This window comes from Streptomyces sp. NPDC029292, assembly GCF_055569295.1.
In genome coordinates this window covers 166,249-185,357 of record NZ_JBVHXR010000014.1, presented here as the reverse complement: position 1 = coordinate 185,357, position 19,109 = coordinate 166,249, and the positions used below count along the sequence as shown (strand labels likewise).

At 70.0% G+C, this 19,109-nt stretch carries 17 protein-coding genes and 1 pseudogene; 11 read left to right on the top strand and 7 right to left on the bottom strand.

Features of this window, described 5'->3' with window-relative positions; all coding sequences use genetic code 11:
* The first annotated feature begins 194 nt into the window (after positions 1-194).
* The 5 genes and pseudogenes from ACZ4WS_RS28720 (at position 195) to ACZ4WS_RS28700 (ending at position 3,467) form a co-directional block, all read left to right on the top strand.
* On the top strand, positions 195-329 hold the full coding sequence (locus ACZ4WS_RS28720; RefSeq protein WP_467984833.1) for a hypothetical protein: 135 nt from the start codon (positions 195-197) through the stop codon (positions 327-329).
* Positions 326-991 (top strand): hypothetical protein, encoded by a 666-nt coding sequence (locus ACZ4WS_RS28715; protein ID WP_467984831.1) that lies wholly within the window; start codon positions 326-328, stop codon positions 989-991. The genes ACZ4WS_RS28720 and ACZ4WS_RS28715 overlap by 4 nt, the downstream gene beginning before the upstream one ends.
* 175 nt (positions 992-1,166) lie before the next feature.
* Positions 1,167-2,054, top strand: a pseudogene (locus ACZ4WS_RS28710) (SDR family NAD(P)-dependent oxidoreductase).
* Positions 2,055-2,066: 12 nt separating this feature from the next.
* Positions 2,067-2,714 (top strand): ArsR/SmtB family transcription factor, encoded by a 648-nt coding sequence (locus ACZ4WS_RS28705; RefSeq protein ID WP_467984830.1) that lies wholly within the window; start codon positions 2,067-2,069, stop codon positions 2,712-2,714.
* 18 nt (positions 2,715-2,732) lie between these two features.
* A complete protein-coding gene (locus ACZ4WS_RS28700; RefSeq protein WP_467984828.1) occupies positions 2,733-3,467 on the top strand; it encodes an SRPBCC family protein in 735 nt (244 codons plus the stop codon).
* Between the two features lie 299 nt (positions 3,468-3,766).
* Here ACZ4WS_RS28700 and ACZ4WS_RS28695 read toward each other — a convergent pair whose 3' ends face one another.
* Positions 3,767-5,593, bottom strand: coding sequence for an endonuclease/exonuclease/phosphatase family protein (locus ACZ4WS_RS28695; RefSeq protein WP_467984826.1), 1,827 nt, complete (start codon positions 5,591-5,593; stop codon positions 3,767-3,769).
* Positions 5,594-5,981: 388 nt separating this feature from the next.
* On the opposite strand from ACZ4WS_RS28695, the gene ACZ4WS_RS28690 reads away from it, so the two are divergent.
* Entirely contained in the window at positions 5,982-7,415 is a 1,434-nt protein-coding gene (locus ACZ4WS_RS28690) for a hypothetical protein (protein WP_467984824.1), read from the top strand.
* A 99-nt stretch (positions 7,416-7,514) separates the two neighbouring features.
* Here the strand turns inward: ACZ4WS_RS28690 and ACZ4WS_RS28685 are convergent, their stop codons facing one another.
* The 3 genes from ACZ4WS_RS28685 to ACZ4WS_RS28675 form a co-directional block, all read right to left on the bottom strand.
* Positions 7,515-7,961, bottom strand: a complete 447-nt coding sequence (locus ACZ4WS_RS28685) for a hypothetical protein (RefSeq protein WP_467984822.1) — start codon at positions 7,959-7,961, stop codon at positions 7,515-7,517.
* A gap of 37 nt (positions 7,962-7,998) precedes the next feature.
* Complete coding sequence (locus ACZ4WS_RS28680) at positions 7,999-9,156, bottom strand: chymotrypsin family serine protease (RefSeq protein ID WP_467984820.1); 1,158 nt, start codon at positions 9,154-9,156, stop codon at positions 7,999-8,001.
* Between the two features lie 73 nt (positions 9,157-9,229).
* Positions 9,230-9,469, bottom strand: a complete 240-nt coding sequence (locus ACZ4WS_RS28675; protein WP_467984818.1) for a hypothetical protein — start codon at positions 9,467-9,469, stop codon at positions 9,230-9,232.
* Between the two features lie 302 nt (positions 9,470-9,771).
* Between ACZ4WS_RS28675 and ACZ4WS_RS28670 the strand changes: the two genes are divergently transcribed.
* The 4 genes from ACZ4WS_RS28670 (at position 9,772) to ACZ4WS_RS28655 (ending at position 15,046) form a co-directional block, all read left to right on the top strand.
* A complete protein-coding gene (locus tag ACZ4WS_RS28670) occupies positions 9,772-11,217 on the top strand; it encodes an alkaline phosphatase PhoX (protein ID WP_467984816.1) in 1,446 nt (481 codons plus the stop codon).
* Positions 11,218-11,698: 481 nt separating this feature from the next.
* Complete coding sequence (locus ACZ4WS_RS28665; protein ID WP_467984814.1) at positions 11,699-13,282, top strand: TROVE domain-containing protein; 1,584 nt, start codon at positions 11,699-11,701, stop codon at positions 13,280-13,282.
* 80 nt (positions 13,283-13,362) lie between these two features.
* On the top strand, positions 13,363-14,016 hold the full coding sequence (locus ACZ4WS_RS28660; RefSeq protein ID WP_467984812.1) for a GntR family transcriptional regulator: 654 nt from the start codon (positions 13,363-13,365) through the stop codon (positions 14,014-14,016).
* Positions 14,017-14,029: 13 nt separating this feature from the next.
* On the top strand, positions 14,030-15,046 hold the full coding sequence (locus ACZ4WS_RS28655) for a 1-aminocyclopropane-1-carboxylate deaminase (protein WP_467984810.1): 1,017 nt from the start codon (positions 14,030-14,032) through the stop codon (positions 15,044-15,046).
* Here ACZ4WS_RS28655 and ACZ4WS_RS28650 read toward each other — a convergent pair.
* Positions 15,043-16,500, bottom strand: a complete 1,458-nt coding sequence (locus ACZ4WS_RS28650) for an MFS transporter (RefSeq protein ID WP_467984808.1) — start codon at positions 16,498-16,500, stop codon at positions 15,043-15,045. The two genes, ACZ4WS_RS28655 and ACZ4WS_RS28650, sit on opposite strands and share 4 nt — an antisense overlap.
* A gap of 137 nt (positions 16,501-16,637) precedes the next feature.
* Between ACZ4WS_RS28650 and ACZ4WS_RS28645 the strand changes: the two genes are divergently transcribed.
* Positions 16,638-17,204: a TetR/AcrR family transcriptional regulator gene (locus ACZ4WS_RS28645; RefSeq protein WP_467984806.1), complete on the top strand. Its 567-nt coding sequence runs from the start codon at positions 16,638-16,640 to the stop codon at positions 17,202-17,204.
* Positions 17,205-17,417: 213 nt separating this feature from the next.
* Here ACZ4WS_RS28645 and ACZ4WS_RS28640 read toward each other — a convergent pair whose 3' ends face one another.
* The gene (locus tag ACZ4WS_RS28640) at positions 17,418-18,617 is read right to left on the bottom strand and encodes a TerD family protein (RefSeq protein WP_467984998.1); all 1,200 of its coding nucleotides are present in this window, start codon (positions 18,615-18,617) and stop codon (positions 17,418-17,420) included.
* A 64-nt stretch (positions 18,618-18,681) separates the two neighbouring features.
* Positions 18,682-18,903: a hypothetical protein gene (locus tag ACZ4WS_RS28635; RefSeq protein WP_467984804.1), complete on the bottom strand. Its 222-nt coding sequence runs from the start codon at positions 18,901-18,903 to the stop codon at positions 18,682-18,684.
* Between the last annotated feature and the right edge of the window lie 206 nt (positions 18,904-19,109).

The following is a 19,109-nucleotide window of genomic DNA, read 5'->3' as shown; positions in this document are numbered from 1 at the left end:
GTGAAGCTCCACTTAATTCTTCTACGAGATATGAGCAAGGAATGCTACAAGGTGTGGGGCTGGGCGCGGTCAGAAACAGGCCAGGCGTGGGCCAGGTACGGGCCTCGGCCCTCGGTGAGGCCCTGGTGCCAACTCGGCCCCTCATGGGTCACCATGGCGAGGACGGAAGTCGTCGGTGGATCGCGGGAGGCGTCATGAGGCTCGGCAAGGCACTCGCCACCGGAGTTGCGGAAGAGAAGGTCCAGGATCAGGAAGGCGAACTCCAACTCCCGGAGGAAATGGAGGAGTTGGAGGCGTCCGCGCCTGAAGAGGTCTCGGCCGGCCGATGAGGCTGCGGCTCCCCGAGGAACGACCGACGGAGCCGCCGACCGGATACAAGATCGCCCACCCGGTGCTGTCCCAGGACGGCACCCGGGCCGGGTTCACCGGTGTATCGCTGGGTGGCGCGTTGCCGTACGGAGTACTGGACGAGGCGCGCTGTGTCTACGGGCGGCGGCACCGGGCGCCGCGGCGCCACTGCGACTGCGGGTTCCACTGCGTGCACGACCGCGCCGCGGCGGAGGCGCTGCTGTGCACCGCCGAGCACCGGGCGGCCGTCCTCCTCGAAGTCTCCGTCCTCGGCGCCTACATCCGTTTCGAACGCGGCTTCCGCTACGCCCGGCAACGGGTGCGGACCGCGACCGTCGGGCCGTGTGCCTGCGGTGCGGTGGCCGGTGCCCTGGCGGACGCGGGCTGGGGGCGACCGGGGTGGCGCGCCCTGACCACCGCGTGCGGGGGATGCGTCCGCGGGCGTACGTCGGTGTCGCTCGCTTCCTTCGCGCGGCTGGCGGGGGAGGGGCTGCGGGTCCGGGCGGCGGCCGGCGGTGCCACGGATCTGCCCGCGGATCTCGGCGTGTCCGAACTCGTCGCCGAGGCGGCACTGTTGCAGGCCCGACTCGACTGGTTCCAGGGCCAGTTGGCCCGCCTCGACGAAGGCGGGACGCAGGGGTAGAGCAGGCCGGTGAGGTACCCGGCCGCTGTCAGGAGTGCAGGCCGGGCACGCCCTGCGGGGCCAGTGGGGCAGGTCCGGTCCCCCGATCCGGGACCTGAATCCCGAGGTCGTACGCGGCCCGTTTCCCGGTGTTCCATGCCTCTGTGCGGTGTTCTGACGTCTGGCGTGATCGTGCATGGCGCGGCACGACCTCAGAGGAAACAGCATCACCATGATCAACAGGGAACGCCGGGTCGCGCTCGTCACCGGTTCCTCGTCCGGCATCGGCGCCGCCGTCGCCCGCCGCCTGGCCGCCGCCGGCATCCGAGTCGTCGTGAACTCCGCCCACTCGCCGGACGCGGGCAAGGCGGTCGCCGCCGAGCTGCCCGACGCGGTCTAGGTCCAGGCGGACGTCTCCGGCCAACGGCAGGCCGAGGAACTCGTGCGGGCCGCCGTCGACGCGTACGGGAGGCTCGACATCCTCGTCAACAGCGTCGGCGTCACGCGCTTCATCGACCACGCCGACCTGGCGGCGGCGAGCCCGGAGGTGTGGCGGCAGATCCTCGACGGCAACGTGGTCGGCGTCTGGCAGACCATCACCGCCGCCGCCCCGCATCTGCGGGCGAGCGGGGCGGGAGCCGTCGTCAACGTCTCCTCGCAGGCGGGCGTCACCACCGGCGGCAGTTCCATCCCGTACGCGGTCAGCAAGGCCGCCCTGAACCACATGACCAGGCTGCTCGCCAAGACCCTGGGCCCGGACATCCGGGTCGACGCGGTCGCGCCCGGCATGATCGACACCCCCTGGTACGAGGGCGTCGACGGGGTCGAAGCAGCGATGGAGGAGGTCGCCGAGCGTCTTCCGCTGCGCCGCGTCGGGCACCCCGAGGACGTCGCCGCGGCTGTCCTCGACCTGGCCAACGCGTCGTACGTCACGGGCGAGGTGCTGCTCGTAAACGGCGGCGGGGCCCATGCTCAGCCGGTACACGTACGCCCTCGGGCTCGAGCCCTGGCCGACAAGCCCAGCCGTCCGACGACCCCACCGTCCGACAACTCCAACCGTCTGGACAAAAAAAGTTTTCGGTGAGACGGTGGAGTCATGTTGGACGTGACCGTGATCGAGGACGCAGAGGCCGCCGCCGTCTCACTGGACCCGATAAGGGCCCGGCTGCTGGCCGAGCTGGCCGCGGGCCCCGCGTCGGCCGCCATGCTGGCCGGCAAGGTCGGGCTGCCCCGCCAGAAGGTGAACTACCACCTGAAGGCGCTGGAGCGGCACGGCCTGGTCGAGCTGGCGGGCGAGCGCCGCAAGGGCAATGTCACCGAGCGGCTGATGCGCGCGACCGCCGCGTCGTACGTGATCTCGCCGCTCGCGCTGGCCGCCGTGCAGCCCGACCCGGACCGCTTCCGGGACCAGCTGTCCGCCCGCTGGCTGCTCGCGCTCGGTGCCCGGCTCGTCCGGGACGTCGGCTCGCTGATCACCGGCGCGACGAAGGCCCGCAAGCGGCTCGCCACGTACGCGCTCGACGGCGAGGTGACCTTCGCCTCCGCCGCCGACCGCGCCGCGTTCATCGAGGAGCTGACGGCCGGGGTCGGCGCACTGATCCGCAAGTACCACGACGCAGACGGGGAGGGCGGTCGCCCGCACCGGATCGTCGTCGCGGTCCACCCGACGGTCAAAGCCGTCCATCCCACGGTCACCCCGGAGTCGGCCACGGCTCCGACCCCGATCCCGCCCGCTCAGGGCTGAACCTCAGGAGCCACCACCATGTCCAAGGAATTCGAGATCGCCCGGGAGTTCGAGGTCGACGCCACGCCGGAGGAGGTGTGGGAGGCGATCACCAGCGGTACGGGCGGCTGGCTCTGGCCGATGGAGTTCGAGCCACGGCAGGGCGGCACCGGCCCCTTCGGCTCCACGCTCACCAACTGGGACCCGCCGCACCGCCTCACCAGCCTCGTCGAGGACGTCGAGGGGATCTCTCAGCAGACCCTCAACCAGATCGACGAGACCATCGAGCCGCGCGACGACGGCCGCCGCTCCTGGGTGCGGTACGTGCACAGCGGCATCTTCGTCGAGGACTGGGACAACCAGTACGACGGTGCGAGCAAGCACACGGACTTCTATCTGCACACCCTGCGCGAGTACGTGACGCACTTCGCGGGCCGCCCGGCCGCGTTCGCCACCTTCGACGGACCCGGGTCCTCGGTCGCGTCCGACGCCTTCGCCGCCGTCGGGCGGGCGCTCGGCCTCGCGGACGACACCGCCGAGGGCGCCCGGGTTCAGGCGCAGGGACCTGACGGTCAGGTCCTGGACGCCGTGCTCGACTACCGCAACCCGTACTTCATCGGGCTGCGCACCGACCACGCGCTCTACCGCTTCTTCGGGCGCAACCACTGGGGCGCCCCGATCGGCATCAGCGTCCACGACTTCGCGGCCGACGCGGACGCCAAGCGGAACGAAGCCGCCTGGCAGGGCTGGCTGAACGGCGTGTTCAGCGCCTAGGACCTGTCCGGTCGATCACGGTGGAGGGAAGCGACGGCGCCTTACCAGCACCGGTGAGCGGGGTGTGGTGCGTGCAGCTGCAAGGCGGAGGAGGGCGTCGACGCGATGGGGGTCCCCCCGCGCGAGCGAAGCCGAGCGTGGGGGAGTCGGCAACCGACGACAACGCCGCAGATGGGCGTGCCACACCCCGTGTGTCCGCCGTGATCGGCCGGACAGGTCCTAGCCGCAGGCATAGGAAGACAGGCATGGGAAGAGCCCGGCCCCCCGGACGACGGGGCCGGGCTCTTCCCTGTACAGAGCTACGGCTTGAACCGCAGCACCTGCGGGTCGTGGTCGCTGATCTGGTCGGAGAACTCCGAGTTGATGTGCACGCTGTCGTACTCGAAGCCGCAGCCCTTGCGGATCGAGGGGCTGATCAGGATCTGGTCGAGAACCTGCTGGTTGCCCTGGTAGTCGTACGTGTAACGCTCGCTCTTCGGCAGCGACTTGATCGCCGAATAGAGCTCGCCGTCGCCCTCGAGGATCTTGGTGGTGTCCGAGAACTCGAAGTCGTTCATGTCGCCGAGGGTGATGACGTCGGCGTTCTTCTGCGTCTTGAGGATCTCGTTGACGAAGGAGTTCACCGCGGTCGCCTGGAGGTGACGCTGGGTCTCCGAGCTGCGCGTCGGGGGCTGGTACTGCGCGGTCAGCCCCTGGTCGCCGCCCTTCGAGTTCAGGTGGTTGGCGATCACGAAGACCGTCTTGCCGCGGAAGACGAACTCGCCCGCGAGCGGCTTGCGGCTGGACGTCCAGGCCGCGTTGGCCGGGTCGACACGGCCGGGGGACGCGGTCAGCTGCGCCTTGCCGTTCACCTTCGTGACGCCCACGGCGGTCGTCGAGTCGCCGCCCGCGCGGTCGGTGAAGGAGACCCGCTCCGGGTTGAAGAGGAACACCTGACGGATGTTGCCGCCCGGCTCGCCGCCGTCCTTGTCGTTGACGGGGTCGATGGAGCGCCATTCGTACGCCGGGCCGCCCGCGGCCACGATCGCGTCGATCAGCTTCTGCACCGTCTGGTCGGCGGCGACCGTACCGTCGTCCGTCGCGCCGTTGTTGTCCTGGATCTCCTCCAGGGACACGATGTCGGGCGACTGCAGGTTGTTCACGATCGCGGACGCGTGGTCCGCGAACGAGGCGTCGCCCGGGTCCAGGTTCTCGACGTTGTACGTCGCCACGGCCAGCTCGCCGCGCGACTGCTTCTGCGTGGTCTCGCGCTCCAGGCCGCCCTTCTCCAGGGTGCCGAGCTGGTTGGCGACGAGCGTGTAGCCGCCGTACGAGTTGTAGTCGAGCGGGCCCGCGGTGGTGCCCGTCAGCTCGTCGCCCACGTTCGCGGCCGGGAAGTCCGCGGTCGCGCCGAGCGACTGGATCTGGAGGCGTCCGGTGTTCTGCGAGGTGTACGCGCCGTACACCGAGCCGCCGCGGCGGTTGGCGTGCTCGTGCGGCTTCACCGTGACCCACAGCTCGGTGTACGGGTCGGTGGCGGTGACCACACGGGTGTCGGCGACCTGGACGTTCATGCCCTCGAGGGACTCGTAGTAGTCCAGGGCGTACTTCGTCGGCTCCAGGGTCAGGCCGTTGATCGAGCCGCTCGCGGCGGTGTCGCCCGCGGGGGTGTAGTCGTCCGGTACGGACGTGGCGTCGACGACCGTCGCGGCCGGGACGGCGTTGCCGCTGGAGAGCACGGTCACCGTCGGCTTGGAGATCTCCGTCAGCGCCTGATTGCCGGTGGAGGCGCCACCCGGCACGTACTCCGAGACCGTGCCCGTCACCGTGACCGAGTCGCCGACGGCGACCTTCGGGGTGGAGCTGGTGAAGACGAACACGCCTTCACTGGTGGCCGGGTTGTCGTCCGCGTTCGGGTCCTGGAACCAGAAGCCCTTCGACGAACCGTAGGTGCGCACGCCGGTGACGATGCCCGGCACGTCCGTGACCTTCTGGCCCGCGAGCGGGGAGGTCCGGGTCGTGCCCTGGATGTCGTGGATGTGGATGGTGTCCGCGTGGGCGGGTGTGGTGAACACCACGGCGGAGATCGTGGAACAGACCGCGGCGACGGTCAGCGCGCCTATGCGCGCGGTTCTCTTGCTCGGCAAGGAAATCCCTCCGGGGACGTACATGAGCGCCGGGACGAGGGTGGAGCAGTGGGGGGAACGCGACCTGCGTGCGGGCCGGTGGCGCATAGAAGTCGGCAGGCTGGCACTCGCCGTACTTCTACGCGCGTAAATCTCGTGTGTGGGCAGGGGAGTTGTCAAGGTTTCGGGGGCGTACGGCTCCTGTCAGGGACATGAACCGGGCGGCATGGGTGGAAATCCGTCTAGGCTGAGCCGTTGGCCCGGTGTTTCCGGGGCGGCCTCCGGATTCCCATGTCCGGGGGACGGCCGCCGGGGCCCGGTGCTTACATAGTTGTTCCGCTTGATGTAATTGCCCTTTCTTGTCACGCTCATCCCGCTTGTCTTGGTTGTTCGGAGGAGAACCCAGCCGATGTCAGACAGCTCCCCCCTGCCGCCGGTGCGGCTGCACTCCGAAGCGGAGCTGGCGCGGGACGCGCTCGCCGCGCCGCTGCTCTCCCGCGCCGCGCGGCTGGCCCGCTGGGCGGGTCCGGACACGCGCGTCGGCGCGGGGGGCGAACTCGTCGAGGAACAGCTTCCGCAGGCGGCTCTCGAGCTGGGGCTGTCCGGCGACGACGCGGCCGCCTTCGCCAGTGAGGCCTGGCGGGTGGCCGTCGACACCGGGCTCGTGGAGATCGTGGACGAGGAGGGCACCGTCGCCGCGGGCGCGGACCTCGGGCTGCTCACCTCCGGGGGACCGCAGGACGTGCTCGGCGTGTGGCTCGGCGCCCTGGACACGGTGCTGGCCGACGCGAGCGTGCCCGACCTCGACGACATCGTCGGCGCGATGGGCGACGGCGGCGAGATCGACTTCTCCTCGCTGGACTGGGACCCCGAGGCGGAGGCCGAGTTCCTCGACGGGGTGCTCGGCAATCTGTATCTGATGACGGTGGGCGACGACGGGCCCGGCGGAACGCCGGTGCCGCTGCCCGCCCTCGCCGCGTCGATGATCGTGCCCGACGACATGGGGGAGCCCACCAACGACGTCCTGGAACAGGTCTCGGACGCGATGATGCGGCTCGACGACCAGTTCCGTCTCCTCGCACCCATCGGACTCGTCGACTTCCAGCCCGTCGACGAGGCGTTGATGGCGGAGCCCGATGAGGAACCCGAGGAGCCGGCGGCGGCCGTCGACGACACGGATGTCTCGCGATACGGGATGGTACGGCTGACTCCGCTCGGTCTGTACGGGATCCGGGCGCGGCTCCTCGACGCGGGCATGTCCGCTCCCGCGGTGGGAGACCTGGCCGACAAGGGGGCGGACGCCCTGCTGGACGGCACGTCCGCGTTCCCCCCGGCGGCCGCTCAGGCGGAGACCGAGCAGTGGCTCGCCCGGCGTGAACCCCTCGCCGCCGTACGGGAGTTGCTCGCCGCGGCCCGCGGTGGTGACGCGGGGGCACCGCTTCGCCGCCTGCACTGTCAGCAGGCGCTCTCCCTCGTCGGCATGGAAACCGAGCCCGCGCTGCGCGAAGTCCTCGACGACGCGGAGCTGGGCGGCCTCGCCCGCGTCTGGCTGTCCGAGCACGGTGCGGCCGACGTGCCCGCGCCGTCCGAGGCGATGGTCTTCTGGCTCACCATCGACACGGTGGCGGCTCAGCTCGCGGCCGAGGGGAACTCCGCCGAGCTGCAATCCCTCGTGGAGGGCCTGGCCCAGCAGCACAGCGGCTTCTTCGCCACGGCATGGCGAGTCGACCACCCGGCCACACCGGACGTCCTCGAGGCCATGGGCCGCCTGCACCCCGACAAGAAGGTCGCCAAGCAGGCCCGCAAGGCGGCGTTCAAGGCGCGGTCGCAGCAAGGGGGTTGAGAGCGCAGCACTGCGGCGGGGGCAAGGTTTGCCCCCGCCGCTCAATGCGTCAGGTCAATGCGCCGGCTCGACGTGTCAGCGGTCGTACCGCTTGATGCGTCAGCAGTGGTACCGCGTCGTGTGCTTGAACGACGACGTCGCGCCGTTGAAGCCGTAGGTGCCGCGGTAGGCCGGCGGGTTCTGGAACTCGCCGACGACGGTGATTGTGTTGGCGCAGGAGCCCTGGCCGGCACGCTTCGCGTCGAGGCGGATCGTTTCACCTACGTAGCCGCCCGTGATGTCCCAGGGGGCGCCGCAGATGCCGGAGGTGATCTGGCCGCCGGTCACGACGTGCGGGTAGGTGTTGGGGTTGTACTTCACCTCGATGGCGAAGGTGACCGCCCCGTTGTGCAGTTCCAGCTTGGCGGACGTGGAGACGGCCTCGACGGAGACGTCCTGCTGTGAGGCGAACGCCTCGTCCCGCGTCTTGACTTCCGCGCCCTGGGGGTTGTGGAAGCGGTGTTCGGAGCCGGCGTGGCTCTTCTGCCGCTTGGCCTGCGTGGTCATGCTGATTCCCTCTTCCTGTGCGGGTATTGAGTGACCGTCAGGCCAGCTGCTCGGCGATTTCCACCCGCAGCAATGAGCGAACGTTCTCGATGTGGTTGGCCACGGTGACGACCGAGGACCCCGCGAAGAGCAGGCCGGTCGCGACGTTGTCGAGCGAGGTCACCAGCGAACCGGAGTCGCCGCCCGCCGAGATGCTCGTGGTCAGGATCTGGTCCTTGAACCGGGCCGTTCCCGCCGTGCCGTAGTTGACGTCGATCGTCGCGTCGACCGCGATGATCCGGCCGAAGCTGATGTTCGTCGTACGACCGGTCTTCTTCACCAGGTCGCCGACCGCGACGTTGGCCTTGCGCCGCCAGGCGCGCGGCGCACCGCTGAAGTACTGCTCACGGGTGGCGTCCTGGAACTCCACCGCGCCGAGCGCGCAGTCCACCACGTTGTTGTGGCGCTCCACCGGGATCTGCGGTGCGAACTGGATCGTGATGAACCGGTCCAGGGTCGCGATGCGGTCCGCCGGGTCCGTGCCGCCGTCGAACACTCCGGGCTGCAGGATCGCGCTGCCCAGCTGTGCCCGGTTGGAGTCGGCCAGCACGTGGTTGTTGGAGAGGATGTAGAACTTCGCCGGTGTGCCGAGGCCGGGCCCCGGCGGGTCCACGGAGGCGCCCGGCAGGAGGTCGTAGACCACGCTGCCCAGCGTGCCCGCGGTCACCCGTACGTTCCCGACCGAGAAGCCGGAAGGGGACGGGCGCATACGGCGCTTGAGAAGCTGCGGCTCGAACTGTCCCAGGCCGCCGAGCTCTTCCAGCAACGGCTGTGAGAGGCCTGAGAGTTGCTCGGCCACGCTGCCGTCGGACCGGTAGGAGGCACGGTCCTCGGAGCGGCCCGAGGTCCTGCGCTGCTGCTGACGCTGCGCGGCGACATGTCCGACCGCGACTACGTCGGTGGGGGTGCCGTCGTCCATCACCCGCGGGATCACGTCCCGCTCGGGAAGCTGGGACTCCGGAACCTTCTGGGTCACGAACACCAGCACGGCTGCCTCGCCCGTGGGCTGTCCGCCGATCCACTTCACGCCGTGGCCGAAGCCGACGACGTTGGCCAGCGGCGACTGCGGCCGCAGGAAGTCTGCGTTTGCTTGCTGGCGGGAGCTGTCACTCAGCTGACCACCAGTCGGTCCTCGCATCATTTCGGGCTGGCTCACGCCAGACCACCTCTTCAGTTTTCGGCTCTGGGTTCCTTACGGGCCGCGGCGCGGTTACTCAGCGCTCAGGGGCTCACAAGTTCCCTTCCTGAGCGCTCACTTCACCGATCGCGAGCACGCGCACCGGTACGCCGTCGAGCTCGTCCGGAACCACGTCTTCTTGAAGGAGCCGGTCACGGGGCACTTTCCGGGTGACGAAGACGATGATCACGTCCTGTCCCGAGTGCTCGTCCCTCCCGGTGCCGACTCCGCTCACATTGGCCAGCTTCATGAGCCGGCCTTCGTGGAGGCGCCGTACCCGCTTTGCGTCCATCGGGCTCGCCTCCCCTTCGGGTGGTGTGCTCTTCCTGTCTATGGCCCGCGGTCCTCAGAGTCAAGGCATTCTGAAATGAATCACGAGTTTCGGGATGATTCGCGCCTGTTGACCTTCTTTATGAAGATTATTACGCCCATTGGTTCGAGTTTGGACGGTCTGGCGGATTCACGGAAGCGGGACCCCTGAAGTCGTCCCCTGTTCAACTCCCGTTCAGCCGCGGGCGGGACGGTGTGGCCGCAACCCGAGGTCTGCCACCCGCCCCCCACGACAGTCCCACTCCACCGTCACAGGAGACACCCATGTCGCTCACCCGCAGGGACTTCGCCAGGAGAACCGCGATCACCGGTGCCGGTGTCGCGCTGGCCGGCAGCGTCAGCGCTCTGGCCACCGCTCCGAACGCCCTCGCGTCCACCGACACCGAGAGCGCGGGCGAGGAATCGGCGGACCGGCACGGCGGTGTCGGCTACGGCCCGTTGGTCCCCGACCCGAACGGCCTGCTCGCGCTGCCCGCCGGATTCTCGTACCGCGTCATCACCTACAGCGGCAAGACCAAGCTGGAGTCCGGCGAGTTCACGCCCTCCAACCACGACGGCACGTCCACCTTCGAGGGGCCGCGCGGCGCCACCCTCCTGGTCAACAACCACGAACTCAAGGGCCCGCGCGCCGCCTGGCCCCACCCCGTGCCGCTGGCCGAGGGACTGGTCTACGACCCGGCCGCGTCCGGCGGCTGCACGGTCGTCGAGGTGCGCGGTGACAAGGTCGCCGAGTGGGTCGGCATCGCGGGCACCTCCACCAACTGCGCCGGCGGCAACACTCCTTGGGGCACCTGGCTCACCTGCGAGGAGACCGAGGACAAGGCCGGCGCCAACGGCATGACCAAGGACCACGGTTACGTCTTCGAGGTCGACCCCGAGGACCGCCGCCGCAACCAGAACCCCAAGCCGATCAAGGCACTTGGCCGGTACGCCCACGAGGCCGTCGTCGTCGACCCCAAGCGCGGCCGCCTCTACCTCACCGAGGACGCCGCGGCCCCCAACGGTCTCCTGTACCGCTGGACGCCCCCGCAGGGCTTCGAGCACGGCCACGGGCAGCTCGGCACCCTCGCCGACGACGCCGGCTCGCTCCAGGCCTTCAAGTGCTTCGACTCCGGCGGCCAGTTCGTCGACGACCTCTCCCGCGCCACCAAGATCGGCACGGTGTACGGCGTGGACTGGGTGGACGTTCCGGACCGCGACGCGAAGACCGTCTCCGTCCGCAAGCAGTTCGCCGACGGCCAGGTCACCCGCGCCCGCAAGCTCGAAGGCATGTGGTGGGGCGACGGCGGCACGTACATCGTCTCCTCGTACGCCCGCACCGAGAGCCCCGTCCAGCACGACGGCGCCGTCTGGTTCTACGACCCCAAGCGCCGCACCCTCACGCTGAAGGTCCTGCTCGGCGTGAACCCCGACCCGTCCGTCGACGGCGCCTTCGACGGCCCCGACAACATCACCGTCTCCCCCTACGGCGGCCTCGTCATCGCCGAGGACGGCGAGGGCATCCAGCACCTCTTCGGCGCCACCGACAGCGGCCGTACGTACCCGATCGCCCGCAATGAACTCAACATCGGCACCGAGGAGGCGCCGGAGTACAGCGAGTTCACCGGCGTCACGTTCTCGCCCGACGGCAAGACCCTCTTCGCCAACATCCAGGACCCGGGCATCATGCTTGCGATCACCGGGCCCTGGAAGCGCCAGAAGCGCGGCTGATTAATTCAATGGCTCGACCCGCGGTACGCCTCCTAAAGTGATGCATGTCCAGGTGCGAAGGCAGGACCTACTTCCACTGATAATGGGGCGGCCGCGGGTTCGAGTCCCGCCACCGGTACAACGCGCCGGTGTAGCTCAGGGGTTAGAGCACCTACGTCGGTTCCGCCGGCCTTGAACTCTGGACACCACAACTTCATGCACCTCCCGGTGCGCGGGCAGCGGCTACTTCTCTCTCAAAGAATCCACGCCGCCGCCGATCTGATCTCGGGAGGCGCAGCTCATGGTGGGTGCCCGGTGCGCAGGCAACGGTTACTTCATTGGATCGGACGGTTGCGGGTTCAAGTCCCGTCATCGACTTCGGGTCGGTGTAGCTCAATTGGGTAGAGCATCTGGCTAAGTCCGTCGCCGACCCCTGATCTCGGACACCCTCCATTTGCTGCGCCTCCCTCCGAAACAACCAATGAATTCGGGGGAATTCACCATGGCGCGGTTCAACACCAAGGCAGCCAAGGCGCAGCCCACGTCGCGGGTGACGTCGACCGGCCGGACACTCCGTACCCACGAGGGCGGCCGAGGCCGTGAGCGTGACGCACGCTCCGAGCTTTTTCTGCTCGCGATCTCCAACTTCGTTTCGCAGCAGACCTTCTACGAGTCCGGCGCCGCCCGCGACGACCGGTTCGCCACGCTCGTGCGCGAGCTCGCCGTCGCCGGCCCGTCGTGGACGGCCGCCCTGCTGGGCTGGCTGCGCGGCGAGGGCAACCTGCGGACGGCCTCGCTGGTCGGCGCCGCCGAGTACGTGAAGGCACGCCTTGACGCGGGTGCCACCGACGGCCCGGCCAACCGCCAGGTCATCGCCTCCGTGCTGCGCCGCCCGGACGAGCCCGGCGAGCTGCTCGCCTACTGGACCTCCCAGTACGGCCGCAACGTGCCCAAGCCCGTCAAGCGGGGCATCGCCGACGCCGTACGACGTCTCTACAACGGCAAGTCGCTGCTGAAGTACGACACCGCGTCCAAGGGCTACCGCTTCGGCGACATCCTCAACCTGGTGCACGCGGCGCCGGACCCCGACAAGCCGTGGCAGGGCGACCTGTTCCAGTACGCGCTGGACCGGCGCCACAACCCGGACACGGCCGTCGTCCCCAAGTCGCTGCCCGTTCTGGTGGCCCACCGCGACCTGATGGCGCTGCGGCCCGCCAAGCGGCGCAAGGTCGTGACCGGAGCGCACGGCGCGCAGCGCCTGGCCGAGGCGGGCATGACCTGGGAGGCGCTGGCTGGCTGGCTGCAGGGCCCGATGGACAAGGCGGCCTGGGAGGCCGTCATCCCGTCCATGGGTGCGATGGCGCTGGTCCGCAATCTGCGGAACTTCGACGAGGCGGGTGTCTCGGACGAGGTGGCGGCTCAGGTCGCCGCGAAGATCAGCGACCCGGCGGAGGTCGCGCGCTCGCGGCAGTTCCCGTTCCGCTACCTCGCCGCGTACCAGCACGCACCCTCGCTGCGCTGGTCGTACCCGCTGGAGCAGGCGCTCGGCCACTCGCTGGCCAACGTGCCCGCGCTGGGCGGCCGGACCCTCGTGCTCGTCGACCGGTCCGGTTCGATGTTCTACTCGCGGCTGTCCGACCGCTCCGAGCTCAACCGGGCCGACGCGGCGGCGATCTTCGGCACGGCGCTCGCGCTGCGGGCGGCGGACGCGGATCTCGTCGAGTTCGGCACGAGCAGCAACCGGGTGAAGTTCCGCAAGGGCGAGTCGGTGCTGAAGATCCTGGAGCGCTTCGGCGACCTGGGTGGCACCAACACCAGCGAGGCGGTGCGCACCCACTACAAGAAGCACGACCGGGTGCTCATCGTCACCGACGAGCAGGCCACGTACAGCCACTACGGCGACCCGACCGAGCAGGTCCCGGCGCACGTACCGGTCTACACGTGGAACCTCGCGGGGTACCGGGCGGGCCACGGCCCGTCCGGGAAGGCGAACAGGCACACGTTCGGGGGGCTCTCGGACGCGGCTTTCCGGATGGTGCCCCTGCTGGAGCAGGCACGGGACGCCGACTGGCCCTGGGGAGTCTGACTGAGCTCGGCCGCGGCCCGCACTTCGGTGCGGGCCGCACTCTTGCGCGTGTGCGGTATTGATATCTAACATTTCAGTTCGTGGAGGCCATCCGACCCGTGCCCAGGACCCTGCTCAGGGACCGTGCGTACGAAGTGATCCGGGACGCCATCGTGGCCGGGGAGATCGAGCCCGGCGCGGTGGTGCGGGACGCCGATCTCGCGGAGCGGCTCGGGCTGTCCAGGGCGCCCGTACGGGAAGCGTTCGCGCGGCTCGTGGACGAGGGGCTGCTGGAGAGCAAGCCGCAGAGCTACACCCGGGTGACCCCGGTCGTGGCCGCCGACGTACGCGACGCGGCGGCCGTGGTGGGGGCCGTGCACGAGCTGGCGACGCGGGTCGCCGTGCCCCGGCTGCGGGACGCGAACGTGGACGTGATGCGCGCGGCCAACGAGCGGTTCGCGGCCGCGGTCCGCGCGGGGGACGTGGACGCCGCCCTGCGCGCCGACGACGAGCTGCACGACGTACTGGTGCGCGTCAGCGGCAATCGCGCGGCCGCCGCCACCGTCGCCCGCTACACCCCGCTCATCCGCCGACTGGAGCGACGCCGCTTCGGTGAGGGCGGCAACTGCCGTTCGGCCGGGCTGCACGAGCAGCTGATCGAGGCATGCGCGGGCGGTGACGTGGACGAGGCGGTCCGCGTCACGGCGGAGATCTGGCGGGGCCTGGAGGAGCTCGCCGACGAAGAGGCCCACTGACCCGGGAGGATCCATGTCCCTTTCCTCGTACGAGCGTTACCCGCTGCTCTTCGGGCCCTCGCCCGTCCATCCGCTGGAGCGGCTGGCCGAGCACCTCGGCGGTGCCTCCCTGTGGGCCAAGCGGGAGGACTGCAACTCCGGTGTCGCGTACGGCGGGAACAAGACCCGCAAGCTGGAGTACCTCGTCGCCGACGCGCTCGCGCAGGGCTGCGACACGCTCGTCTCGATCGGCGGGGTGCAGTCCAACCACACTCGGCAGGTCGCGGCCTGCGCGGCCCGTGCCGGGCTCAAGTGCGTTCTGGTGCAGGAGAGTTGGGTGGAGTGGCCCGACTCCGTGTACGACAAGGTCGGGAACATCCTCATCAGCCGGCTCGCGGGGGCCGACGTGCGGCTCGTACGGGCCGGGTTCGGGATCGGCTTCAAGGAGAGCTGGGAGCAGGCGCTGCGGGAGGTGGAGGAGGGTGGGGGCAAGCCGTACGCCATCCCGGCGGGCGCTTCCGACCATCCGCTGGGCGGGCTGGGGTTCGCCGGGTGGGCTTACGAAGTCGCCGAACAGGAACGGGAGTTGGGCGTCTTCTTCGACACGGTGGTGGTGTGCTCGGTGACCGGGTCGACCCAGGCGGGCATGGTCGCCGGGTTCGCCGCGCTGGAGGAGGCGGGCGGACGACCGCGGCGCGTCCTGGGTATCGACGCGTCGGCGGCGCCCGCCCGCACCCGTGAGCAGATCGCTCGGATCGCTCACGGAACGGGGCGACTCATCGGCGTGCAGAAGGAGTTGACGGAGGCGGACGTCGAGCTGGACGAGCGGTATCACGCGGGCACGTACGGGATCCCGGACGAGGCCACGCTGGAGGCGATGCGGCTCGCGGCGCGCACCGAGGGGATGGTCACCGACCCCGTGTACGAGGGGAAGTCGATGGCCGGGATGGTCGATCTGGTGGCGCGGGGCGAGATCGGGCGGGACTCCACCGTGCTCTACGCCCACCTCGGCGGACAGCCGGCGCTGAACGCGTACAGCGCGCTGTTCTAGCTCTGGGCACTGGTCTTGGGTTTGGTGCCGGTGATCACGAACGCCGACACCAGCAGAGCGGTCAGCGCGATCAGCGAGCCGACGCCGAACGCGCGGGCCGAGCCCTCGGTGAGGATCTCGGCCGGGGACCCCTTCGCGTGCCGGGTCGCCGTGCCGAAGACCGTGACCAGGATGGAGAGGCCCAGCGTGCCGCCGAGCCACTGCAGGGTCTGCAGCAGACCGGAGGCTGCCCCCGCCTCGCGCGGTTGGATGCCCGCGAGGATCGTGGCGTTGAGCGGCATGAAGCTCAGGCCGACGCCCAGGCCCATCAGTAGCAGCGGACCGAACAGGCCGGTCAGGTAGCCGTCGCCGGGTTCGAGCCGCCACAGCCAGGCGGCCGCGGCGACGAGCAGGGCCATGCCGGTGAGCAGCACGGGCTTGGCGCCGAAGCGGGCGAGGAGCCGGGGCACGAAGCGGACGACCGTGAACATCGCCAGGGTCATGGGCAGGAAGGCGAAGCCCGCGCGCAACGGGCTGTAGTCCAGGACTCGTTGGCTGATCAAGGTGAGAAAGTAGAACGCGCCGAACATGCCCGCGGGCAGGAGCAGGACGCCCGCGTAGCCGCCCGCGCGGTTGCGGCTCGCGAAGAGGCGCAGCGGCATGATCGGCTGGTCCGCGCGGGACTCGATCAGGGTGAAGCCCACGAGCAGGGACGCCGCCGTGCTGAAGCCGAGCAGCGACTGGGTGTCGCTCCAGCCCTCCTCCGAGACCCGGATGAACGCGTACACGAGTGAGGTCGTCCCGGCCGTGCCGGCGAGCGCGCCCGCCGCGTCGAACCGGCCCGCGTGGCGCGGGGTTTCGGTGACGAAGCGGGGGAGGGCGACGGCCACCGCGATGCCGATCGGTACGTTGATCAGCAGGGCCCAGCGCCAGGACGCCCAGGAGGTGAGCATGCCGCCGAGGACCAGGCCGATGGAGGCGCCGATGCCCGCCATGGAGGAGTAGATGCCGAGGGCGTGGTGGCGGCGCGGGCCTTCGGGGAAGTTGGTGGTGATCAGGGCGAGGGTGCTGGGTGCGGTGAGGGCGGCGCCCACGCCTTGCAGCGCGCGGGCCGCGAGCAGCCAGGCGCTTTCGGTGGCGAGGCCGCCGAGCAGGGAGGAGGCGGCGAAGAGCAGGACGCCGACGGCGAGCGTACGGCGGCGGCCGATGATGTCGCCGACCCGCCCGCCGAGCAGCAGCAGACCGCCGAAGGCGAGGGTGTAGGCGTTGAGGACCCAGGACAGGCCGGTACGGCTGAAACCGAGGTCTTTCTGGATGTCGGGCAGCGCGACATTGACGACGGTGGAGTCGACGCCGACCATCAGATAGGCGGTGACGACGACGAACAGGACGGCGCCGAGCCTGGCGGGTTGGGGTGGTGCGGAGAGCGCGTCGGCGGTGGTGGACGGTGCGGACGGGGTAGACGAGGTGGACACGGCGTTCTCCCGGTCTGGCGTCCCCGGATGAAGGTGCACACGGGCAGCACGGACTGCCCGCGAGATAAGCGGGGACTGTCTCCGTTTAACCCTCGCTAAGATACGGAGAGGGTCCCCGGTTCGCAAGGAGTATCTGAATGACGCAGGTCAAGCCCATGCGCGCGGACGCTCGGCGCAACTATGAGCGATTGCTGAAGGTGGCGGCGGAGGCCTTCGCCGAGCATGGGGGAGGTGCGTCGCTCGACGACATCGCCAAGCGCGCGGGCGTCGGTTCGGGCACGCTGTACCGGCACTTTCCGACGCGTCAGGCGCTGCTGGAGGCGGTGTACGTCGACGCCATCGAGGCGCTCGCGGGGCGGGCCGACGAGCTCGCGGAGAAGCTGCCGCCGGGCGAGGCGCTGGTGGAGTGGCTGAACGAGGTCTGCGTCGGCACGATCCAGGTCCGCGGTCTGAAGACCCTGCTGGGCTCGGCCGTCACGGACGGCAGCAACGTCGCGCTCACGGCCTGCGGCACCTTTATGAGGGGCGCGGCGGGGCGGCTGGTCGAGGCGGCGCAGCGGGAGGGAACCCTGCGTGCGGATATCGAGCCGATCGAGGTCCTACGGCTGGCCCACGGGGTCTCCACGGCGTCGGAGCTGGCGAACGGGCAGGGCAAGCACATCCGCCGGTACTTGTCGCTGCTGACGGAGGGGCTGCGGCCCTAGCGCCGGTGCGCTTTCCGCCGGGTGGTGGGTCGGGGGCGTGCCGGTACATCCGCCCGTCGCCGTCGGATCAGACGTCGGCCGGGCAGGGGAGCCGTTGCTCGACGCGAACGTAAGCGACGGGCATCCGATGTACCGGTACGCCCCCTTCCGCGCGTCGGCGGCTGCGGGGCCCTGGGGGCTTGCGCCCCCGGGCCCGCGTGGTCGCCGCGGGGGTCAGAGGGACTGGGCCGCCGGCTTCACCATGCCCCGCACCGTACGGGACTTGACGAAGTCGCCCATCGCCGTCATGTCCCACTCGCCGGAGAACTGCCGGACCAGCTTGGCCATCATCACGCCGGTCTGCGCCTCGGCGTTGGTGAGGTCGAAGCGGACCAGTTCCTCGCCGGTGGCGGCGTCGAGGAGGCGGCAGTAGGCCTTCGCCACCTCGGTGAACTTCTGGCCGGAGAAGGAGTTGACCGTGAAGACCAGGCCGGTGACCTCCTGGGGGAGACGGCCGAGGTCCACGACGATCACCTCGTCGTCGCCTCCGCCCTCGCCCGTGAGGTTGTCGCCGGAGTGCTTGACCGCGCCGTTCAGAATGGACAGCTTGCCGAAGTAGCAGCTGTCGATGTGGTTGCGCTGCGGGCCGTAGGCGATGACCGAGGCGTCCAGGTCGATGTCCTTGCCGCGGAACGCGGGCTCCCAGCCGAGGCCCATCTTGACCTGGGAGAGGAGCGGGCGGCCGCCCTTGACCAGGGAGACGGTCTGGTTCTTCTGGAGGCTGACTCGGCCCTTGTCGAGGTTGATCTTTCCGGAGGCGGGCGGGGCGGGCGGGGACGGGGGTGCCACCGGGGGCGGGGCCAGCGGGGTCACGGGGGCCTGCATCGGGGGTGCGGGGGGTGCGGGCGGGGCCGTGGGCTGTGCCGCCGGAGCGGGTGCCGGTTCCTCCACCGTGACGCCGAAGTCCGTGGCGATGCCGGCCAGGCCGTTCGCGTATCCCTGGCCGACCGCGCGGGCCTTCCATGCGCCGTTACGGAGGTAGATCTCCACGATCACCAGGGCCGTCTCCGTGCCCAGCTGGGGCGGAGTGAAGGACGCCAGTACGGAGTTGTCGTCCGCGTTGCGGATCGTGGCCGTGGGTTCGATGCCCTGGAAGGTCTGGCCCGCCGCGTCCGGGCTTGCCGTGACGACGATCTTCTCGATGCCCGGAGGGACGGCGGTCGTGTCGACCGTGATCGCGTCCGGGGCTGTGCCGCCGCCCGAGCGGTAGGTGACGCCGGGGCCCGTCGGCTGGTTGTAGAAGATGAAGTCGTCGTCGGAGCGCACCTTGCCGTCGGCGGTGAGCAGCAGGCTCGATACGTCGAGCCGCACCGGGGCGGCGACGTCCACCGTCACGCGGGTGACGGGGAGAGGGATGTTCGAGCCGGGGGTCATAGCTGTCATGCCCGGTGAACGAGCGGACCCGCTTTACCGTTCCCTTACCCTGCCGCCAATTGAGTCAGCGGCTGTTGCGGGGGTGGTTGCGGGCCGTTCGCTCGTTGCCCCGCTTGTAGTTTCCGGTCCAGCGGGCCATGACCAGCTGGGGATCGCCGGATTTCACCTCCGTGAGGAACTGGTCGGCTCGGGCGCCACGCAGCGTTCCGGCGGGGCGGCCGAGGTGCGTGATCATTACGGTGCCGTCGGACTGCTCGGCGTACGAGAATCCCTGGGGGCGTGGCATGACGTGGATGCTAGGGCCGCTGGATGGCCGGGGCCCAGTGGATTTCACCCCGCCACCCCTGCACTTCCCCAAAGTCGTCGGCTCCGCTCGAGCAGGAGACCCCCCACGTCTCCTGGAGCTGCCGCCCCCGGACAGTGGGCCCTGCCGCTTCTTCAGTATCCCCGCAATCCTGAACAGCGGTTCTGCCGCCTCAGTACGGCCAGGTC